The sequence below is a fragment of the Paramagnetospirillum kuznetsovii genome, from assembly GCF_003284725.1.
Classification (GTDB): Bacteria; Pseudomonadota; Alphaproteobacteria; order Rhodospirillales; family Magnetospirillaceae; genus Phaeospirillum; species Phaeospirillum kuznetsovii.
This window is the reverse complement of the sequence record NZ_PGTO01000020.1, coordinates 1-20,718: the sequence shown is the minus strand read 5'-3', so window position 1 is coordinate 20,718 and position 20,718 is coordinate 1. Positions and strand designations below refer to the sequence as shown.

13 protein-coding genes are annotated in these 20,718 nt (G+C 63.4%); 7 read left to right on the top strand and 6 right to left on the bottom strand.

The features are described from left to right. Positions 1-142 precede the first annotated feature (142 nt). Together CU669_RS17640 and CU669_RS17635 are read left to right on the top strand one after the other, a co-directional pair. Complete coding sequence (locus tag CU669_RS17640; protein ID WP_112146915.1) at positions 143-1,459, top strand: YeaH/YhbH family protein; 1,317 nt, start codon at positions 143-145, stop codon at positions 1,457-1,459. Beyond that, entirely contained in the window at positions 1,456-3,006 is a 1,551-nt protein-coding gene (locus CU669_RS17635) for a SpoVR family protein (protein WP_112146914.1), read from the top strand. Before CU669_RS17640 ends, CU669_RS17635 begins: the two co-directional genes overlap by 4 nt. 48 nt (positions 3,007-3,054) lie before the next feature. Here CU669_RS17635 and CU669_RS17630 read toward each other — a convergent pair whose 3' ends face one another. Both CU669_RS17630 and CU669_RS17625 read right to left on the bottom strand, forming a co-directional pair. Beyond that, the gene (locus tag CU669_RS17630; RefSeq protein WP_112146913.1) at positions 3,055-6,651 is read right to left on the bottom strand and encodes a tetratricopeptide repeat protein; all 3,597 of its coding nucleotides are present in this window, start codon (positions 6,649-6,651) and stop codon (positions 3,055-3,057) included. Positions 6,652-6,700: 49 nt separating this feature from the next. After that, positions 6,701-10,132 carry an indolepyruvate ferredoxin oxidoreductase family protein gene (locus CU669_RS17625; protein WP_112146945.1) on the bottom strand — a complete coding sequence of 1,144 codons (3,432 nt, stop codon included), beginning with the start codon at positions 10,130-10,132 and terminating at the stop codon, positions 6,701-6,703. Positions 10,133-10,334: 202 nt separating this feature from the next. On the opposite strand from CU669_RS17625, the gene CU669_RS17620 reads away from it, so the two are divergent. Together CU669_RS17620 and CU669_RS17615 are read left to right on the top strand one after the other, a co-directional pair. After that, positions 10,335-11,315 (top strand): SDR family NAD(P)-dependent oxidoreductase, encoded by a 981-nt coding sequence (locus CU669_RS17620; protein ID WP_112146912.1) that lies wholly within the window; start codon positions 10,335-10,337, stop codon positions 11,313-11,315. Between the two features lie 225 nt (positions 11,316-11,540). Next, positions 11,541-13,022, top strand: a complete 1,482-nt coding sequence (locus CU669_RS17615) for a hypothetical protein (protein WP_112146944.1) — start codon at positions 11,541-11,543, stop codon at positions 13,020-13,022. 79 nt (positions 13,023-13,101) lie between these two features. Here the strand turns inward: CU669_RS17615 and hemA are convergent, their stop codons facing one another. Continuing rightward, on the bottom strand, positions 13,102-14,340 hold the full coding sequence (gene hemA / locus CU669_RS17610; protein ID WP_112146911.1) for a 5-aminolevulinate synthase: 1,239 nt from the start codon (positions 14,338-14,340) through the stop codon (positions 13,102-13,104). 94 nt (positions 14,341-14,434) lie between these two features. Further along, a complete protein-coding gene (locus CU669_RS17605; RefSeq protein ID WP_112146943.1) occupies positions 14,435-15,811 on the bottom strand; it encodes an aspartate aminotransferase family protein in 1,377 nt (458 codons plus the stop codon). 219 nt (positions 15,812-16,030) lie between these two features. Between CU669_RS17605 and CU669_RS21195 the strand changes: the two genes are divergently transcribed. Further along, on the top strand, positions 16,031-16,705 hold the full coding sequence (locus tag CU669_RS21195; RefSeq protein ID WP_161539712.1) for a hypothetical protein: 675 nt from the start codon (positions 16,031-16,033) through the stop codon (positions 16,703-16,705). After that, on the top strand, positions 16,702-17,139 hold the full coding sequence (locus tag CU669_RS21190) for a hypothetical protein (RefSeq protein ID WP_146747778.1): 438 nt from the start codon (positions 16,702-16,704) through the stop codon (positions 17,137-17,139). The genes CU669_RS21195 and CU669_RS21190 overlap by 4 nt, the downstream gene beginning before the upstream one ends. Before the next feature lie 99 nt (positions 17,140-17,238). Here CU669_RS21190 and CU669_RS17600 read toward each other — a convergent pair whose 3' ends face one another. Next, positions 17,239-17,544 (bottom strand): hypothetical protein, encoded by a 306-nt coding sequence (locus CU669_RS17600; RefSeq protein WP_112146910.1) that lies wholly within the window; start codon positions 17,542-17,544, stop codon positions 17,239-17,241. 159 nt (positions 17,545-17,703) lie between these two features. Between CU669_RS17600 and CU669_RS17595 the strand changes: the two genes are divergently transcribed. Beyond that, entirely contained in the window at positions 17,704-18,888 is a 1,185-nt protein-coding gene (locus CU669_RS17595; protein ID WP_192884633.1) for an E22 family MetX-like putative esterase, read from the top strand. Between the two features lie 123 nt (positions 18,889-19,011). Here CU669_RS17595 and CU669_RS17590 read toward each other — a convergent pair whose 3' ends face one another. Then, positions 19,012-20,478 carry a redoxin domain-containing protein gene (locus CU669_RS17590; RefSeq protein ID WP_112146909.1) on the bottom strand — a complete coding sequence of 489 codons (1,467 nt, stop codon included), beginning with the start codon at positions 20,476-20,478 and terminating at the stop codon, positions 19,012-19,014. Positions 20,479-20,718 lie beyond the last annotated feature (240 nt).

The following is a 20,718-nucleotide window of genomic DNA, read 5'->3' as shown; positions in this document are numbered from 1 at the left end:
GAGGCCCCCCACCCCAACCCTCCCCCACAAGGGGGGATCGACGAGCGATTGATCGCTCGGAGTTGCGGGCAAGGCCCGGCGCGCCTCGTGGCGCGAAAGCCAAGGGGCCGGAGGCACCGCCCGGCGACTGAGGGCAGAACAGATGAATATTATCGACCGTCGTCTGAACCCCAAGGGCAAGAGCCTCGCCAACCGGCAGAGGTTCCTGCGCCGCGCCCGCGCCCAGATCGTCAAGGCGGTGCGCGAGGCGTCGGGGGCGCGCTCCATCCAGGACATCGACAACGGCGAGAAGATTTCCATTCCCGCCGACGGATTGCGCGAACCCACCTTCCACCGCGCCGCCAAGGGCGGCATCCGCGACTATGTGGTGCCGGGCAATAAGGACTTCGTCGAAGGCGACCGCATCAAGAAACCCGAGGACGAGGACGCCGACGGCGGCGGCAACGAGGGCAGCCCCGACGGCGAGGGCCAGGATGATTTCGCCTTCGTGCTCAGCCGCGACGAATTCCTCGACATCTTCCTCGACGATCTGGAACTGCCCGATCTGGTCAAGAAGAAGATGAAGCAGACCGAATCCACCACGCCCATGCGGGCGGGCTATTCGGTCACCGGGTCTCCGGCCAATCTCAACATCGTGCGCACCATGCGCAATTCGCTGTCGCGGCGCATCGCCCTGAAACGCCCCAAGCCCGCCGAACTGCGGGAACTGGAAGACGAGATCAGGGCATTGGAGGAATCCGGCGACGACCCCGAACGGCTGTCGGCGCTGCGCCTGGAATTCGACCGCCTGATCGCCAAGAGCAAGCGGGTGCCCTATATCGACCCGCTGGACGTGCGCTATTCCCGCTTCGAGCATGTACCCCGGCCGGTGACCCAGGCGGTGATGTTCTGCCTGATGGACGTGTCGGGCTCCATGACCGAGCACATGAAGGATCTGGCCAAGCGCTTCTTCATGCTGCTGTTCTTGTTCCTCAACCGGCGCTACCGCCATGTGGAAGTGGTGTTCATCCGCCATACCCACGAGGCCGAGGAGGTGGACGAGGAGACCTTCTTCTATTCCACCGAGACCGGCGGCACCGTGGTGTCGACCGCCCTGGTGGAAATGGAAAAGGTGATCAAGGACCGCTATCCCGTCGCGGACTGGAACATCTATTGCGCCCAGGCCTCGGACGGCGACAACACCTCGTCGGACAATGCCAAGACCGCCGGACTGCTGGAAACCGCCATCCTGCCGCTATGCCAGTATTTCGCCTATATCGAGGTGGGGGCCGAATACAAGGATTGGCTAGGGCGCGATTCCGACCTGTGGCGGACCTATAAGGAATTCGCCAAGCCGGGCGGCAATTTCGCCATGCGCCGCGTGCGGGTGCGCAGCCAGATATTCCCTGTCTTCCGCGACCTGTTCGCCAAGGAGCGCCATGACAATGCCGCCTGGGCCGGTGGGGGAGGCGAGGCATGAAGAAGCAGCCCCCCGCCAAGCGCGAACTGCTGTTCACCGGCGCCGACTGGGACTTCGAGAAGATCCAGCGGGTCTATGACGCCGTCGAGGAGATCGCCAAGGGCGAGATGGGCCTCGCCACCTATCCCAATCAGATCGAGGTCATCACCTCGGAGCAGATGCTGGACGCCTATTCCTCCATCGGCATGCCGCTGATGTACAAGCACTGGTCGTTCGGCAAGCATTTCGCCCGCGACGAGACCATGTACCGCAAGGGCATGCGCGGTCTGGCCTACGAGATCGTTATCAATTCCAGCCCCTGCATCAGCTACATCATGGAAGAGAATTCCATGGCCATGCAGACGCTGGTGATCGCCCATGCCGCTTTCGGCCACAACCACTTCTTCAAGAACAACGGCCTGTTCAAGCAGTGGACCGACGCCAAGGGCATTCTGGACTACATGGAATTCGCCAAGGGCTATGTGGCCCAGTGCGAGGAGCGCTACGGAAACAAGGCGGTGGAAAAGGTGATGGACGCCGCCCACGCCCTGATGAGCCACGGCGTCCACAAATATCCCCGCAAGCGCACGCCCGATCTGGCCGAGGAGGAAAAGCGGGTGGCCGACCGTCTGGCCTATCAGGAGAAGATGTACAACGACCTGTGGCGGACCGTGCCCAAGGGCCCGGCGGGAAAGAAGGGTTCCCAGGAACTGGCCGAGCGCAAGCGCCAACTGGGCCTGCCCGAGGAAAACCTGCTGTATTTCCTGGAGAAGATGGCGCCCAAGCTGGCGCCCTGGCAGCGCGAGCTGATCCGCATCGTGCGCAAGATCTCCCAGTACTTCTATCCCCAGAAGCAGACCAAGATGATGAACGAGGGCTGCGCCACCTTCACCCATTACACCATCGTCAACCGCATGCATGAAATGGGGCTGCTGTCCGACGGGGCCATGCTGGAAATCCTGCATTCCCATACCTCGGTGGTGTTCCAGCCCGATTTCGACGACCGCCGCTATTCCGGCCTTAATCCCTATGCGCTGGGCTTCAACATGATGAACGACATCAAGCGCATGTGCATCGAACCCACCGAGGAAGACCGCCAGTGGTTCCCGGACTTCGCCGGCAATAACGACCCCTACGGCACCCTTCGCCAGGCCTGGGCCGATTACCGCGACGAAAGCTTTCTGCTGCAATATCTGTCGCCCGCGCTGATCCGCAAGATGAAGCTGTTCAAGATTCACGACGTCGCCGAGAACCCCGAGATGGAGGTGGCCGCCATCCATAACGAGCGCGGCTACCGCGAAGTGCGCAAGGCGCTGGCGCGCAGCTACGACATCGCCCATCTGGAACCCGACATCCAGATCGTCGACGTGGATCTGGCGGGCGATCGCCGCCTCATCGTGCATCACTTCGCCGAAAGCGGCATGCTGCTGGACGGGTCCGAGGCGGTCAGGGTATTGCGTCACATCGCCAATCTGTGGGGCTACGAGGTCCGGCTGATGGAAATCGACCCCGCCACCGAACAGGTGGTCAAGGTCTATGACGACGTCGCGCCCATAACCGAGATGTAGGGCGGGCAGGAGGCCACGCCGCGGAGCGCGGCCGTCCCGGCCGCACTTCTATCCCCGCTTCTTGGCCGCCAGCACCCGCAAGCCCGCCGCGACGCGGGAGAGCGCGTGGCCCCATGACCCGTCGGCGGATTGGCGGAAGACGCGGGCGGTGGGATACCAGGGACTATCCTCGCGCCCTTGCGGCCAGCGCCAGTTGAAGGCGTCGGGCAGCAGCACCCAGGCGGGCTTTCCCATGGCGGCGGCCAGATGCAGTTCCGGCGTGTCGCCGCCCACCACCACATCCATGGCGGCGATGATGCCCGCGGTCTCGGCCAGATCCACGGGTGGCGGAGTCGCTGCTTCCACCAATGTGTGGGTTCCCGCGGTCAGGATGTCCTCCAGCAGCTCCTCGCCGCCCAGTGCCGTCAGCGCCAGTTCCGGATCGGCGGCCAGATTGAGAAGGTCGGTCAGGCGGCAGGCGCGCCCGGCGGGGCGGCCACCCCAGCACAGCCCCACGCGCAGCCGGTCATCCTTGGCGAACCGTCTTGGCCGAACGTGATCGGGAAGGTTCAAATAGGACAGGGACGAGGGCCTTCCGGTGGGAGCCCCCCGCAGCAAACGCCCCAACTGGCTGAGGGCGGCGCGGCGCTCGCAAGTCGGCAGCAGGTCGTCGCCGACGACGACCTGTTCGACACCGCTCACATCATCGAGTAACGCCGCCAGTTCGGCATGGCAATGCAGCACCACCAAGCCGCCCCGAGCGGCGATCTGGGGAATGAAGCGGGCCATCATGACGGCGTCGGCCAGATCGCAATCCTGATGGACCAGGACGGTGGCGGCCGCCAGGTGCTCGCCCTTCCAGGCGGGCAATTCCGGCCTGGGCGATGGGATTCCCGGCCGGGTGCCGAATTTGGCGAGTCCTTCGTCCATGTGACCGGAGGCCAGCAGGATCTGCACCAGGGTCCAGTCGGCCCCCGGCCGCTTTTCCGTCAGCCGTCGCAGCAACGCGGCGGCTTCGGCCAACCGGCCTTGATCGCGCCGCAGCAAGGCAAGGTCATAGAGAAAATCCGGATTGTCGGGGCTTGAGTCCAGGGCCTGGCGGGTGGCGATCTCGGCCTCGTCGAACCGACGTAACTCACGCAGCGCGGTGCCCAGATTGGCCGCCACTCCGGCGGTGAGGCCCTGGCCGAGCGCCCGGCGGTAGCACGATATGGCGGCGTCGCGGCGGCCCGCCATATGCATCATCACGCCCTTGTTGGCGTTGGCACCGGCGCAGAATGGGTCGCGCATGAGAGCCTGGGCATAGGCGGCGGCTGCGTCGCCCAGCCGTCGCGTCGCCTGCAATGCGATGCCGTCGCGGGTCAGGCGTTCGGCCTCTTCCGCCGCATCCGCGATGTCTTGCGGCGAGGGCGGAACGTCCGGGGGGCCGTAATGCTCCACCGGGTTGATGCCGGGCGCCAGCGCCAATACCATGCCCGGCTCGTCGGCGAAGGCGGCGACCGGTCCGTGGGCGATGCCCGAGGCAAGGCGCCACAGGCTGAAACCGGCCTCCTTGGCCTGGGCGGCGGCCGTGGCGCCCTGCCGGTGCTCGAACACCATCACGGCGGCTTGGCGGTCCTTGAGTCCGGCCAAGATATCGGCTTCCCAGCCGGTCTGGCCCAACCGGAGCACGATCCGTCGTGCCGCGAGGCCTGGGCGTTGGGCCAGGACATGGTCGAGGCTTATGGTTTCGCCATGACCGGGAATGCCGGGGGGCACGGCGAAAACCCGACGCCCCCCCTTGGGAGCAGGCGAGGCGAGGAACGTGGTTCCCTCGGTGCCCAGAGCCGCCGGGATGATCTCCACCGTGGACACCATTCCGAAGCGGTCGCGCAGCGTCTCGGTCATCTTGGCGTTGGGCTCGACCGCCAGGGTTTCCACGTCGCCGCGCGCGGGAATGAATTCCCCGTCGCCGGACAGGCAGTCCACCAGCAGGTCGCCGGGGCGGAGATGGGCGGCGAGAAAGGCCTGTTGAATGGCGGCGGCGCTGGCTGCCCGATGTCTTTGCTCGTCACGAATTCGGCGGTTCTCCGCCACCATATGGCCAAGGGCGGTGCCGACCCGTTCGATCACCGCGCGCCAATCTCCGGGGCTGTCTTTGCGGAACAGGGTGATGGTCGGATACCACGGCGAGCGGTCGGTATCGCGCATCCAGCGGGGATGGGCATTGCTGGGCAGCATCAGCAGCACCGGCTTGCCCATGGAGCCCGCAAGATGGGCGGTGACGCAATCGGCGGCGACCACCACGTCCAACTCGGCGATACGTCCGGCCAGATCGGCGTAATCGGCCACGGTGGGGCCAAGATCGGTGACCAGCGAGGGGTCGGCCGAGAGGGCCGCCACCGGTGCATCCAGGCTGAATTCCAGGGCGAACAGCACGAGGCCGGGGATTTCGGCCAGTCGCAGCAATTGGGGAAACGGAATGGCGGCGTCGAGATCGCGGCCGGCCCAGGCGAGCCCGACCTTGAGGGCTGCGCCGGGCGGCGCCACGATGGGGCGGCGCTTACGGCGCGGTGCCTCCAGCCAAGGCGTATCGGGAATATCGGCCAAGGTGAAGCCCAGCAGTCGCGGCAGATCGGTCAGGGCGGCGAACAGGTCGATGTCGAGGTCCAGGGGCACCGGTCGGTCGTTGCGCAGAACGCGGTCGACCCCGTCAAGACTTTCCAGCAGCGGCGCCAGACCGGGCTGAATCCACAAGACGACACGAGCCCCCATCTCGGCCAGCAGGGAGACGAAGCGCGCCATGCGGATGGAGTTGGACAGGCTGAGACCGGCATGGAGCAGCAGCGTCTTGCCGCCGATAGACCGGCCATCCCAGTGATTTCCGGGCAGGAACGGACGGTTTACGCCGGGTTGCAGCCAACGCCACTGAGCGTCTTCCCAGAATTCATCCAGCCGCCCGGTCATCAATTTCAGATCGGCGCGCACGAGATGCGCCTCGACGCAACCCTCGTCCAGCAGCAAGGCGCGCTCCACCCGCTGGGCGGCTTCGTCCATGCGGCCAAGCGCCAGCAGCGAGGCGGCCAGCCCGGCGTGATGCATCGCTTGGTCGGGGGCCAGGGCGATGGCGTCGTGAAAGCCATCCACCGCCTCGGCATGGCGGCCGAACCGGGCGAGATGGCGGGCCAGCGCGGCAAGGGACGGCCCATGACCGGGAGCGAGCGCCAGGGCGCGACGAAGGCAGGCCTCCGCCGCCGGGGCATGATCCTCGTCGGCCAGCAGCCGGGCCAGTCCGCACCAGGTCAGCGGCGAATCGGGGCGTTCGTGCAGCAGCAGGTCATGGATGGCGCGGGCTTCCTCGTTGCGCCCCATCTGATGCAGCGCCTCGGCCATCTCCACCCGCGCGCCCATATGGCCGGGATCGACCGCAAGAAGCTTGACGCAGCATTGCAGGGCCTCGCGGGGCTGGCGCAGCAGGCGATGGCATTCGGCCATGGCCAGGCGGGCCTCGGTATGCCCCGGATCGGAGTCGATGATGCTGCCGTAAGAGGCGATGGCGCCGACCAGGTCGCCGTCACGCCGCGCCAGTTGGGCTTCTTCCATCATGGCATCGATGATGGCGGCGGCGGCGTCTCCCGCCGCTTCCGTATCCTCGTCGCCCAGTTCCAGATCCTCGACGTCCATCATGGGGAAAGTCAAACGCGAGCAGGACCGTTAATCAAGCGCAATCGGCGGATTATTGTCCGATGGTGTGAAAGCGGCCCAGCAAAACGGTCAACTGCCCATGATACTCCGCCACCGCCTTGGCCTTGATCGGCCCGAAGCCCCGGATCTGCCGGGGGGCCGAGGCGATGTCCACCGCCAGGGAATGGTTGGCGGCATTCAGTCCGGTGATCAACTGGTCGAGCACTCCTTCGAATTCGGTGATCAGGGCACGCTCGGTGCGGCGTTCGGCGGTGTGGCCGAAGGGATCGGCCCAGGTTCCGCGCAAGGCTTTCAGCTTGGCCAGCATCGGCATGGCCTTCAGAATCCAGGGGCCGAAGCGGCGCTTGCCCGCCCCCATCACCGGCGGGGCGAGGTGGACCTCGAGACGGTCCCAGGTCTCGAATTGCTCGCTCAGCGATGTCAGGAAGGAGACGTCGGAATACAGGCGGGCGACCTCGTATTCATCCTTGTAGCTCATGAGCTTCGATAGCGAGCGGGCCGCCGCCTCGGTCAGGGACTGGGAGTGCGGCGCCATGCGCCGTTCCATCGCGCGGACCTGCTCGATCCGGGCCAGGAAACGGCGCGCCAGGGCGCTGTCCTGATAGGCGGTCAGATGCGCGACCCGGCGTTCGATGAGTTCGTCGATGCTTTGCGACATGCGGCGATGATCGCCACTGCCTGCCGGAGGGGCGGCGCTGCGTTCCACCGCCGCCAGACCCACGGCGGCGCGGCGGCCCCACAAGAACGCTTGGGTATTGAACTCCACCATGGCGCCATTGAGCGCGATGGCCCGCAGGATGGCTTCCTCGGACAGGGGCAATCCGCCCTTCTGCCAAGCATAGCCCACCAGGAACATGTTGGCGGCCAGGGCATCGCCCAGCAGGGTGGTGGCGAGCCTCGTGGCATCGAGGAAGTCCACGCCGCCGCCGCCCACTTGCTCGCCAATGGTGTCTTGCATGGTGCGGCCGGGAAAATCCATGTCGGGGGCATGGGTGAAGGTGGCAGGCATGGATTCGTGCTGGTTGACCACCGCCATGGACTGGCCGGGCTTCAGCTTGGCCAGGGTATCGTAGCCCGCCGCCACCACCATGTCGCAGGCCAGCAGCAGCCGGGCTTGACCGGCGGCGATGCGCACCGCGTGCAGCTTGGCGGGATCGTCGCAGATGCGCACATGACTCATGACGGCGCCGTTCTTCTGGGCCAGCCCGGTCTGGTCCAGCGAGGTGACGCCCTTGCCTTCCAGATGGGCGGCCATGCCCAGCACCTCGGCCACCGTGACGACGCCGGTGCCGCCGATGCCGGTGACGATGATGCCGAACGGCTTGTCGGCGCCGGGAAGCACCGGATCGGGCAGGGGCGGGAAGGGTTGATCGGCAATGGAGGCGTGGCGGCGCAACTGGGCGCCCTTGACCGAGACGAAGCTGGGGCAAAAGCCTTTGACGCAGCTGAAATCCTTGTTGCACGACGACTGGTCGATGGCGCGCTTCCGACCCCATTCGGTCTCTATCGGCACCACCGCCACGCAATTGGACTGGACGCCGCAATCGCCGCAGCCCTCGCAGACCTTCTCGTTGATGAAGATGCGTTCCGGCGGGTCGGGCATCAGGCCGCGCTTGCGGCGGCGGCGCTTCTCGGCGGCGCAGGTCTGGTCGTAGATCAGCACCGAGACGCCGGTTACGTCGCGCAGCTCACGCTGCAACAGGTCGAGCTGGTCGCGGTGATGGAAGCTGACCCCGGCCGGGAAACCGGCGTCGGGCGGGTATTTGTCGGGCTGATCGCTGACCACGGCAATGCGCTTGACCCCCTCGGCGCGCACCTGGGAGGCGATCATGGGCACGCTCAGCGCCCCTTCCGCCGGTTGGCCGCCGGTCATGGCGACGGCGTCGTTGAACAGGATCTTGTAGGTGATGTCGACCTTGGCGGCCAAGGCGGCGCGGATGGCCAGCGAGCCGGAATGGGTATAGGTGCCGTCGCCCAGATTCTGGAACATGTGCTTGCGGGTGGTGAAGGGGGCCTGGCCGATCCAGGTGGCGCCCTCGCCGCCCATATGGGTGTAGGTCAGGGTCTCGCGGTCCATCCAGGTGGCCATGAAATGGCAGCCGATCCCCGCCATGGCCTGGCTGCCCTCGGGCACATTGGTCGAGGTGTTGTGGGGACAGCCAGCGCAGAAATAGGGGATGCGGGAAAAGCCCTGGGGGATGGCGGCCAACTGGCGCTCCTTGGCGTCCAGCCAGTCGAGGCGTTCCTTGACTCGAAGCGAGGTGTAAAAGCGGCCGATGCGGGCCGCGATGACGCGGGCGATCCCCGCCGGGGTCAGTTCACCCGCCGAGGGCAGGATCCAGGCGCCGGTCTCGTCGAACTTGCCAATGACGCGGGGCCGCACATTTTCCCGCCAGTTGTAAAGTTGGGCCTTGAGCTGCTCCTCGATGACCGGGCGTTTTTCCTCCACCACCAGGATTTCGTCCAGCCCCTCGGCGAAGGCGTGGATGCCGTCCTGCTCCAGCGGCCAGCTCATGCCCACCTTGTAGAGGCGGATGCCGATCTCGGCGGCGTGGCCCTCGTCGATGCCGAGATCGGCCAGGGCCTGCAGGACGTCCAGATAGGATTTGCCGGTGGTTGCGATGCCGAAGCGGGCATTGGGAGAATCCACCACCACCCGGTCGATGCGATTGGCCTTGGCGAAGGCCAGCGCCGCCGGAATGCGGTGGCGCATCAGCAGCATTTCCTGCTCGAGGAATTTGTGTGGCCAGCGGATGGACAACCCGCCCTCCGGCATGGGGAAATCCTCGGGGATGACGAAGGATTGCCGCCAGGGGTCGATGATCACCGAGGCGGAGCTTTCCACCGTCTCGGAAATAGCCTTCATCCCCACCCACAGGCCGCAATAGCGCGACAGCGCCCAGGCGAACAGGCCGTAATCGATCAGCTCCTGCACCCCGGCCGGGTTCAGCACCGGCATCTGGGCGGCCATGAAGACCTGCTCGCTCTGATGGGCCAGGGTGGAGGACTTGGCGCCGTGATCGTCACCGGCCAGCACCAGAACGCCGCCATGGGGCGCGGTGCCGGTGGAATTGCCGTGCTTGAACACATCGACGCTGCGGTCCACCCCCGGACCCTTGCCGTACCACATGGCGAAGACGCCATCCTTGGCGGGGTGAGGGAACAGGCCGATCTGCTGGGTGCCCCACACGGCGGTGGCGGCGAGATCCTCGTTCAGCCCGGGCTGGAATTTGATGTCGTGGCCCGACAGGAACTTTTCCGCGTGCCACAACTCCTTGTCGAGACCGCCCAGCGGCGAGCCACGATAGCCCGAGATGAAGCCGCCGGTATTCAGTCCGGCGGCCTTGTCCCGCAAATGCTGGATCATGGGCAGCCGTACCAGGGCCTGAATGCCGGAAAGATAAACCCGGCCCTGATCCTGAACATATTTATCGTCGAGCGTGACGCTGGCTGCGATGGTCATGGCGGCCATTCTCCTCTCCCCACCCTTTAACAAGTGGTGCGAAGGACCGCGTCGGGAAGACGCCGCCTGAAAATAGCAATGATCGGGCGCCCCAGACCGGTCGGATGCAAGGATATTACCGCCGGATGACAAAATACGGGGGATGATTTCCCGAGGCGTTCAAGCTATATGGAACCGAGCTTATGGAAGAGGCCTTCTGCCCATGACCGTTCTTGTCACCGGCGCCGCCGGATTTATCGGGTTCCATACCTGCCAGCGCCTTCTGGCGCGGGGCGAGACGGTGGTCGGCGTTGACAATCTCAATCCCTATTACGATGTGGCGCTGAAGGAATTGCGGCTGCGCACGTTGATGGGGTTGCCGGGCTTTCGCTTCGTCAGGGCCGATATCGCCGACCGGGACGCCATGGGGCAGGTGGCGAAGGCCAATCCCGACATCACCGGCTACATCAACCTTGCTGCCCAGGCGGGGGTGCGTCACTCGCTGACGGCGCCGCACGACTACACCCATTCCAATATCGAAGGCCATCTGGTGATGCTGGAACTGGCCCGCAATTCGGGCAAGTGCCGCCACTTCGTCTATGCCAGCTCGTCCTCGGTCTATGGCGCCAATACCAAGCTGCCGTTCTCGGTGGATGACCGGGTCGATACGCCCATCTCGCTTTACGCCGCCACCAAGCGGGCGGGCGAGCTGATGAGCCATTCCTACAGCCATCTGTTCCGCATTCCCACCACCGGGCTGCGATTCTTCACCGTCTATGGTCCGTGGGGGCGGCCCGACATGGCGGCCTATCTGTTCGCCAAGGCCATTATTGCCGGTGATCCCATCAAGATCTTCAACAACGGCGACATGCGGCGCGACTTCACCTTCATCGACGACATCGTGTCCGGCGTGGTCGGCGTGCTGGACAATCCCCCCAAGGACGACGGTGTCAAGCCGCCCTACCACCTTTACAATATCGGCAATAACCGGTCCGAGCAGTTGATGGATTTCATTGGCCTGGTGGAGACCGCGCTGGGGCGCAAGGCGCAGTATCAGTTCGAGCCCATGCAGCCGGGCGACGTCAAGGAAACCGCCGCCGATATCACCGCCATCCAGCGCGACGTGGGCTTCGCCCCCACCACCCCCATCAGCGTCGGCGTGCCCGCCTTCATCGACTGGTTCAAGTCCTATCACGGTCTGTGACCGTTCGGACCGCGCCCCAGGATTTTGCGCGGCCATGAGCGCGTCGCATTGCTGACGCTGCGATTCCGCAATTGACCAGTCGAATTCTAAAGTAACAATAATATTGTGGTTATGTGTTTTGGTTATTGCTTAATAACCAAGCGAAATGCCCTGTCTTTTGTCTTGGTTAACTGGCGCGTCTTGTATTATAATTCCGCATGGGACGGCAAGTGGGTGGAGGCGGATATGTCTGCGAAACCAACGAGCATTTGGCTTCGTCTGGCCCAGTCGCTTCGAACCATCTGGGATGACGACGCGCCGGACAGCCAAGCCCCGGTGGGCAAGGCGAAGGTTCAGGCCAATCGGTCGAGAACAGAGGCCACCGAATTGGCCGCCAATACCCTGCGTGATCAACTGCTGAATGATCCCACCCTGCAGGCTAGGCTGCACATCATCTCCCTGGCCGAATTTCGCGAATCCGTCGGCGACAAGTGGGCGCGGCTGGCCGATAAGGTCGCCATGATCGTCGAACAGGTCATCCGCCGCCATGTCGGCCGCGACAATCCGTTCTGCCGCGACGGCGAGGATTCCTGGATTCTCGCTTTCCCCAGGCTGTCGCCCGATCAGGCGCGGCAGTGCACCTTGGGCATCATCGATGATCTGGGCCGTCATTTGTTCGGCGGCGAGACGCCGCTGAATCAGAAGCCCATGGCGGTCGCCGCCGAGGTGTTCGTGGCCGATGCCGTCGCCGATGACGGCGATCTGCACGCCCATCGCATCCGCGCCGCGGTTGACGAACGCCGAGCCCGCTCCGGGCCGGAAACCGTTTCCGAAAGTGCTAATCGCTGGACATCCATGGGACGTGGCGATCAGGCGATCAAGGCCGACGACATGGGCTGGGAGTCCATGGATGCGACTTCCGCCAGGAAATCCATCGCCTTTGATCCCGACATGATCGGGCCTTTGCCGCCCACCGCCAAGCTGTCGCTGCTGTGGCGGCCCACTTGGGTTGCCTCGGGCGAGGCCATATCGGCCTATGGCGCCCGCATCATCCGTATCGACCGCGACGGCGCCGAGCCCATCGAGGGTGTTCGCGCCTATCCTCCGGGCGATGAAAAGACGGCGCTGACCCTGGATCGTTTCGTGGTGGCCAATGCGGTGCGCGACATCAAGGCCGGTGCCCGCAGCGGTGACGAGGCCGCCAATCAGGCCAGTGTCATCGTTCCCATCAGTTGGTCGTCCCTGGCCTCGGACCAGCGCGGCAGCATCGTGGTGCCGTTTTCCGACCTCACCCAACAGATCCGCAACACGAGGCTGGTGGTGGAAATCTTCGGCATTCCCGATGGCACCGCCACGCCGGAACTGGAAGCCGTCGTCTCCTATGTCCGCTCTCTTTGCCGCGAAGTCCTGGTGCGCACCCATCTTTCGGCCAAGCGGTCGTCCCTTGCCGCCGAGATCGGCGTGTCCATGGTCGGCCTGGATTTGTCCGAATTGCTGCCGGAAGAAAAGATGGACGACGAACACTTGCTGGAGACCCTGGACCGCATCCAGGAATCCACCGCCAGGGACGGTATCGGCTGCTATCTGTGGAGCGCCAGGCGCCGCCGCGTGGTCGGCGGCGTGGTCAAGGGCGGCTTCGGCATGGTCAACGGCCCCGGCCTGATGAAGGACATTCCCCGGCCCGCCATGGTGGTTCCGGCGCCCCGATCCCGTTTCATCGCGGCGTGAAAAACAGGCGGGCGAGGCGTCCGCGCTCCCATGGCGTCAGGAGCGCGGGCGTCTCGCCCGCCGGAATAACCGTTCGCGTCTATTCGGCGGCCTTGACCGCCTTGGGGTGATGGATCTTCTGCAGGTCCAACTGGTCCCACACCGCGCAGAACGAATCCACCAGATGGGCCATCATGGCATCGTCGTGCAGCGGCGTCGGCGTGATGCGCAGGCGCTCGGTGCCCACGGGAACGGTGGGGAAATTGATGGGCTGGACATAGATGCCGTGATCCTTCAGCAGCAGGTCGCTGGCCTGCTTGCACAGGGCGGCGTTGCCCACCATCACCGGCACGATATGGCTGACCGAGGGCATCACCGGGATGCCTCGGGCGGTCAGAAGATGCTTGCAGGTGGCGGCGCGTTCCTGATGCCTGTCGCGCAGTTCGGGATGGGCGCGGAGATGGCGGATGGAGGCCAGGGCGGCGGCGGCCACCGCTGGCGGCATGGACGATGAGAAGATGAAGCCGGGGCCGAAGCTGCGGACATAGTCGACGCAGGAATTGCTGGCGGCGATATAGCCGCCCACCACGCCGACCGCCTTGGCCAGGGTGCCCTGGATGATGGTGATGCGGTCGCGCACGCCGTCGCGTTCGGCCACGCCCGAGCCTTCGGCGCCGTACATGCCGACGGCGTGCACCTCGTCCAGGAAGGTCATGGCGTTATGGGCCTCGGCCACGTCGCACAGCTCGGCCAGCGGCGCGATGTCGCCGTCCATGGAATAGACCGATTCGAAGGCCACCAGCTTTGGGGTCTCCTTCGGATAGGCCGACAGCAGCTGTTCCAGGTTTTCCGGGTCGTTGTGGCGGAAGACATGCTTGGCCGAGCGGCCGTGGCGGATGCCCTCGATCATGGAATTGTGGTTGAGCTCGTCGGAGAACACCACGAGGCCGGGCATGGTGGCGCCCAGGGTGGACAGGGTGGTCTGGTTGGCCACATAGCCCGAGGTGAACAGCAAGGCGGCTTCCTTGCCGTTATGGGCGGCCAGCTCTTCTTCCAGCATCACATGGTAATGATTGGTGCCCGAGATGTTGCGGGTACCACCGGCGCCTGCGCCGCAGCGCTCCAGCGCCTCGTGGGCGGCGGCGATCACGTCGGGGTGCTGGCCCATGCCGAGATAATCGTTGGAGCACCACACCACCACTTCATAGGTCTTGCCGTCGCGGTAATTGAGGGCGACCGGAAAGCGGCCGCGCTGGCGCTCCAGATCGGCGAAGACCCGATATCGGCCTTCGCTCTTAAGCTCGGCGATCCGCTTGGCGAAGTAATGCTCGTAATCCATGACGCTCCTCCCACCGCGCCGCTGACGGCAGCGCGAGCCTTGGCGATCCTAGAGGATGCAAAAGGCCGCATGCAAGTGTACTCGGTGTAATGCTCTAACGGGTCAAATCGCCATGAGCTTCGTCAAGCGCTTTGCCGAAGCGGCGCAGCAACTCGGCGATTTCCGCCTCCGAAATGACCAAGGGCGGCGAGAAGGCGACGGAATCGCCCATGGCGCGCAGGATGACCCCGTGGTTTTGCGCCTTGGCGACCACCAGCGGACCCGCCGCCAGCTTGGGATCGAACGGCGTCTTGGCCGCTTTGTCGGCCACCAGTTCCAGGGCGCCGATCAGGCCGATTCCGCGCTTCTCGCCCACCAGGGGATGGTCGCGGAACGCCGCTAATCCGTCCTGCAGCACCGGGCCGACCTTGGCGATATGGGCCAAGATGTCGCGCTCGGCATAGATGTTCAGGGTCTCCACCGCCACGGCGGCCGAGACCGGATGGCCGCCATAGGTGTAGCCATGGCCGAACACGCCGATGCGGCCCGATTCCTCGGCCACCGGGCCATAGACCCGCTCGTTGACCATCAAGGCCGAGATGGGGGCGTAACCGGAGGACAAGCCCTTGGCCAGGGTCATCATGTCGGGACGGATGCCGAAGGTCTCGGTTCCGAACATGCGCCCGGTGCGGCCGAAGCCGCAGATGACCTCGTCGACCACCAGCAGCACGTCGTATTTGTCCAGCACCGCCTGGATCTTGGGGAAGTATCCGGCGGGCGGCACGATGACGCCGCCTGCTCCCATGACCGGCTCGGCGAAGAAGGCGGCCACCGTGTCGGGGCCTTCCGCCACGATCAGGGCATCCAGCTCCGCCGCCAGCCGGGTGGAGAACGCCTCCTCGCTCTCGCCCGGCTGGGCGAAGCGGTAATGATGAGGGCATCCGGCGCGCAACACGCCGGAGAAGGGCAGGTCGAAGCCCCGGTGATTGAAGGGCAGACCGGTCAGCGCGGCGGTGGCCACGGTGACGCCGTGATAGGCCTTTTCACGGGCGATGATCTTCTTCTTGGCGGGCTTGCCCAGGGCATTGGCGCGGTAATGGATCAGCTTGATGGCGGTGTCGTTGGCTTCCGAGCCCGATCCCGCCAGGAAGACCTTGGACATGGGAACCGGCGCCATGCCCAGCAGGCGGTCGCACAGCGCCACCGCCGGGTCATGGGTCTTGTGGCTGAACAGGTGGTAGAAGGGCAACTTGCGCATCTGGGCGCTGGCGGCCTGGACCAGCCTTTCCTCGCCCCAGCCCAGCGAGGTGCACCACAGCCCCGCCAGCCCCTCGATGTAATCCTTGCCCGCCTCGTCGAACACCCGCACACCCTGGCCATGGGTGATCACCAACGGCCCCACCTCCTTGTGGCGGATCAGGTTGGTATAGGGATGCAGCACCGAATCGATGTCGCGTTCGGCGGTGGTGCGGTTGCTGTGGCGCGGCTCCATGGGGCCTCCCGGAATGACGAAGGAGCGCAGCATAGACCGCCGGGGGGAGGGGAGGGCAAGGGGGAGGTGGCTAAGGCACCCAGATTTCCCACACCCTGATAGCGTGCCCAAAACATATTGCCAATTAGTGGTGTTTTTGCTAATCATGCATAGATGATGGGCTGCCATAAGCAGTTGTGGCACATCTAAGTGTTGCGGCTTTGTAAATACAAGAGATTAATGATGGATGACTTTATCATAAAGCTAATAAGGGTCGTGTTGTCGTCCTTAAAAAAAGCAAGCGGCTTGGCGATAATATTGCTTGCAATAGCTGGAGTTGTCTCGCTCGTTATTGTTGTAATAAAGGCATTGGGCACGGAAGGGGGACGCGTTGGTCTGTATGTATCGGTGTTTTTATATATATTTCCCGTGTATGTGGTTTTTGTTGGGCATTATTTAGGTGATATTTTCAAGTATATTGGAGAAGTCATAGATGGCGCTGTAGTGGAGTGGAGTTGTGATGAAATGGGAAGAAATGACGATGAGGCGACAAAGAGATTAATGTGCGCTGTTACACATGATATTATTAGAATCAGATTGCGTCGAGCGGGATTGTTCATGACAATTTGTGTTATTATTTGGAGTGATGTGTTTTTTTACGACTATATATTGTGTTTGTTTTTTGCTGGAATTTCAGCTTTATTGGTAGCTGATGCTGGTTTGGTCTATCTTGGGGTGAAGTCTCAGGAATTCGGATCTAATTCTTACGAAATGATGGAGGTGTTCGATTTTCTAGTGCGTCAGAAAAGATCAGGTGGCGGTCCAAGTGGTGGCTACAAGGAGGTGTATGACGATCTGTCACATAGTGCGGAGAGTATTAATGTTTCAAATGGTGTTGGTGTAAGGGGGGCATGATGGAGCAGCTTCGCCTTTTTCTCCGTCTTTCATTCGGCGTCGCCCAGTTCACCAATACGGTTATTTCTGGCGCATTTCTCGGAATGTCAATTTATGGAATTTTTAAGTTGTTTGACCCTCTGATACGAACAAATTTCATAGGTGTTATTAACCCATCTTCGCTTGATCATTATGAATGGGCAATGTTAGGTACTGGTATTATGATGCTAATCCAATCTCTTAGAGGATGGAGGCGGATTGCTGATTTTAAAAGAGAAAATCTAGATGTAATAGATGAGTTAGTTGAGCGTGGGAAGCTCGGTCTTGCGCAGAAAAAGCACATTTATCATAGTCTAGCTTTACGGGTTTCCCGCTCGATTAGTATGGGTGGTGGGGAACCCTCTCCAAAGACATATAAAGATATGATTGATGATGCTATTGAAGAGGGAGATTGAGCATAAAGTTCCACGTCTCTGAGTGGAGGCATTGCAATGGCAGGTCAACTTCTAATGATATGAGTGTTTTTTCTGTGTATTTTTATAGTTAATTGGCCTCTACGGCTTGGTGTGCGACTTCATCTTATAGGCATAGACGTAGAGATCGTTGTCGCCGGGCTGGCCGCCGGGGCCCTTGGTCTTGCGGTTGGTGCGGAAGAACTCGGCGACCTCGTGGGCCTCGTATTCGTCCTTGGCCAGCCGCGAGATCCAGGCGTCGCCCTTGTCCTTCAGCTTGTGCTGGTTGAACAGCTTGGCCTTGGGGCTGCCGGTGAAGCCCACATACCATTCGCCGAAATTGCCGCCGTTGCGGCCGATGCAGTCTTCGATATCGTCGATGATCTCGGTGCGTGATTTCGCCGCCATGGTCTGCTCCCTGAACCCATTCCATTCAGTATGGGCGGATTTCCGCCGTCTTCAATCGGGCACTTGCCCCATATGGGCGGCCTATGCTTTCGAATGAGTGACCCGGGTGAACTCTTCGGCCATAGTTTTCCCGCATCTGGTTTATCGGGGGAGGGGGCAATGGCGCGTTCGTTGATGGCGGCTTTGTCGGTGGTGGCGGGACTTGTGCTGGCGGCACCGGCCTCGGCCTATGAGGGACTTATCACCAAGCAGAGCTTCGAGATGGACGGCCCCTACACCACCGTGGGCGGCGAGACCATCGCCAAGGTCCGGGTGGGTTTCGAGACCATCGGCAATCTCAATGCGGCGGGCGACAACGCCATCCTGGTACCGCACTTCTTCTCGGGCAGTTCCCATTTCGCGGGACGCTACAAGGACGATGACAAGGCGCGCGGCTATTGGGACGCCATCGTCGGCTCGGGCAAGGCGCTCGATACCGACAAATACTTCCTGATCGGCGTCGATTCCCTGGCCAATCTCAACACCAAGGACGGCATCACCGTCACCACCGGCCCGGCCAGCATCGATCCCGCCACCGCCAAGCCTTACGGCATGCGCTTTCCCCAGGTTCAGATCCGCGATTTCGTCAATGTGCAAAAGGCCCTGCTGGACAAGCTGGGGGTCAGGAAGCTGCACGCGGTGATCGGGGCTTCCATGGGGGCCATGCAGGCCTATGAATGGGCGGCGGCCTATCCGGGGATGGTGGACCGCATCATCGCCGTCATTCCCGGCGCCACCCAGGACGCCTACGGCATCGAGCGGCTGCGCCACTGGCGCCAGGTGATCACCCTCGATCCCAAATGGAACGGCGGCGACTATTACGGCGGGCCGGAACCGATGGACGGGCTGACCATGGCGCTTCGCCTGATCACCCTGGATGCCCTGGCGCCCGAATGGGGCGAGTCCCAAGGGCGCAAATGGGCCGAGGCGGACAAGGATCCGGCGAAGGCCATGGGCAACGCTTACGCGGTGCAGGGCTGGTTCGACAAGGCCGCCGGGGCGCGGGCCGCTCTGTCCGACGCCAACCACCTGATTTATCTGGCGCGGGCCTGCGAGCTGTTCCAGGTGGGCGGCAAGTCCAGCCTGGAAGAGGGCTTGCGCGCCATCCGCGCCAAGACCCTGCTGCTGCCCTCGCGCAATGACCAACTGCTCTATGCCGAGGCGACCCGTAAGGTCCGCGATCTGCTGGCCGCCCAGGGCACGCCGGTGGCGTATCAGGAATTGGACGGGCCGATGGGGCATCTCAATGGGGTGGGCGGCATCGCTCAGGCCAATGACCGTATCGCCCGGTTCCTGGCGCAGTAGTCTCGACGTGCCAGTGAGTTCACTCACTGGCACTGAGTTGGCGCGTTGAGCGCGCGCGCCTCGTGGCGCGGGAGCCAAGCGAGCGGAGTGAGCGCCCGGCGATTGAGGGGCAATTTATAGAATTTACCCGAACCAGGTCCGCGAGGTCAGATCGGCGAGGTTGATCTCGACGATGCGGTGATTGTTGGTGTCGCTGAGCAGCAGCCGATCGGGGCCGTCGGCGGCGATGCCCGCCGGTTCCGCCCAGGGGATGCAGACATCGTCGCGGCAGCGGGGCTTTATGCTGGTGACGGTGGCGGCGGCCAGATCCACCATGCGCAGCGCCGAATTATAGCTGTCGGCCACCAGCAGCCGCTCGCCCGCCATGGTCAGGCCCAGCGGATGCTGGAAGCTGGCATGGTCGCAATCCCCATCGGCATCGCCGTATTCGTACAATCCGCTGCCGGTGACGGTGCTGATGCGGGCGCTGCCGTCCAGGCTGAGCCGACGCACCGAAGAGGTCTCGGCATCGGTCAGATAAAGGCAGTCGCCACTGGGGCACAGGGCGAGGCCGCTGGGCTGGGCCAGCAGGGCATGCTCGCCGGGGCCGTCGACGATGTCCTCGGCCCCGCTTCCCGCCACCAGATGAATGATGCCGTCGGCCAGGTCCAGGCGGCCGATCTGATGGCTGCCCGCATTGGCGAAATAGACCGAGCCCTGCCACAAGGCAAGATCCCAGGGCGATGCCAGGGACGTTTCCGGTGGTGCGCCCTCCATGCAAAGCGCTCCACCGCGCCGTCCGTCACCGGCTAGGGTGGTGATGAAGCCGCTAGCGATGTCGATCCGGCGGATGGCATGATTGCGGGTGTCGGCGACATAGATGGCGGCTTCGTCGCAGATCAATCCTTCCGGGCCGTTGAAACAGGCGTCGATGCTTCCATCGGCGAATCCGGGACGACCAGACCCCCAGCGCCGCAATTCCCGGCCGCCGTCATCCAGGAATACGATCTGGTGATGGCCGCTGTCGGCGATGGCCCAACGCTTGGTGCCGTCCCGATCAGGGCAGGGCTTGATCTTGCCGGGAAAGCGCAGCGCTCCGCCTTGATGCAGCGAGGCGGCCAGGATCTGGCCGAGCGGCGTGTGGCACAATTGCCCCTCGTGACGGAATTGCTCCAGCATGGCGGCGACCCCGTTCAGCAGCATGTCGGGGTCGGGCTCTCCCGTCAGTTGGCCGATCACCATGCCGTCGGGCGAGATGAAAACCAGCGACGGCCAGGCCCGGACACAATACTCGTCCCATAGAATGGTCTGGGGATCGTGCACCACGGGATGGCGGATGTCGTAGCGCTGGATGGCCTTGGCCACGGACTCCGCGTGGCACTCATGGGTGAATTTTGGGCTGTGGACGCCGATCACCGCCACATTCTCGCCGAAGGTGTCCTCGATCAGGCGGAGGACCGGCAAAGTATGCAGGCAGTTGACGCAGCAGAAGGTCCAGAAATCCAATATGACGAGACGCCCGCGCAGGTCGGCCAGTGAAATAGGGCCTCGGGTGTTGAACCAGATCAGGCCGGGATGATCGAAGTCGGGCGCATGGGTTATGCCAAACATTTCGCTCGCTTCCGCCCCCGTTCATTCCGCCGTTCAGTGTATAAGGTTGCCAGAGGCGCTGGATACAAGGGGGGAGCAGAAGCTGATTGCGGGAAAGATGCCCTGGGGATAAGATGGTTCTTCGTCCCGACCGCAAAATTGCTGTCATCGGCCTTTCACAATAGGCTTGACGGTATGTATGGAAGGGACTACAACCCGCGCCTCGCTGCGGCGTTTTCGCAAGGAAATGCGGTGGTGAGG

Excerpts from the sequence above, each read along its gene's own strand:
- CU669_RS17590 (WP_112146909.1), bottom strand. The coding sequence starts at position 20,478 with ATGTTTGGCATAACCCATGCGCCCGACTTCGATCATCCCGGCCTGATC.
- hemA (WP_112146911.1), bottom strand. The coding sequence starts at position 14,340 with ATGGATTACGAGCATTACTTCGCCAAGCGGATCGCCGAGCTTAAGAGC.
- CU669_RS17595 (WP_192884633.1), top strand. The coding sequence starts at position 17,704 with ATGGCGCGTTCGTTGATGGCGGCTTTGTCGGTGGTGGCGGGACTTGTG.
- CU669_RS17615 (WP_112146944.1), top strand. The coding sequence starts at position 11,541 with ATGTCTGCGAAACCAACGAGCATTTGGCTTCGTCTGGCCCAGTCGCTT.
- CU669_RS21195 (WP_161539712.1), top strand. The coding sequence starts at position 16,031 with ATGATGGATGACTTTATCATAAAGCTAATAAGGGTCGTGTTGTCGTCC.
- CU669_RS17605 (WP_112146943.1), bottom strand. The coding sequence starts at position 15,811 with ATGGAGCCGCGCCACAGCAACCGCACCACCGCCGAACGCGACATCGAT.
- CU669_RS17630 (WP_112146913.1), bottom strand. The coding sequence starts at position 6,651 with ATGATGGACGTCGAGGATCTGGAACTGGGCGACGAGGATACGGAAGCG.
- CU669_RS21190 (WP_146747778.1), top strand. The coding sequence starts at position 16,702 with ATGATGGAGCAGCTTCGCCTTTTTCTCCGTCTTTCATTCGGCGTCGCC.
- CU669_RS17620 (WP_112146912.1), top strand. The coding sequence starts at position 10,335 with ATGACCGTTCTTGTCACCGGCGCCGCCGGATTTATCGGGTTCCATACC.
- CU669_RS17600 (WP_112146910.1), bottom strand. The coding sequence starts at position 17,544 with ATGGCGGCGAAATCACGCACCGAGATCATCGACGATATCGAAGACTGC.
- CU669_RS17640 (WP_112146915.1), top strand. The coding sequence starts at position 143 with ATGAATATTATCGACCGTCGTCTGAACCCCAAGGGCAAGAGCCTCGCC.
- CU669_RS17625 (WP_112146945.1), bottom strand. The coding sequence starts at position 10,132 with ATGACCATCGCAGCCAGCGTCACGCTCGACGATAAATATGTTCAGGAT.
- CU669_RS17635 (WP_112146914.1), top strand. The coding sequence starts at position 1,456 with ATGAAGAAGCAGCCCCCCGCCAAGCGCGAACTGCTGTTCACCGGCGCC.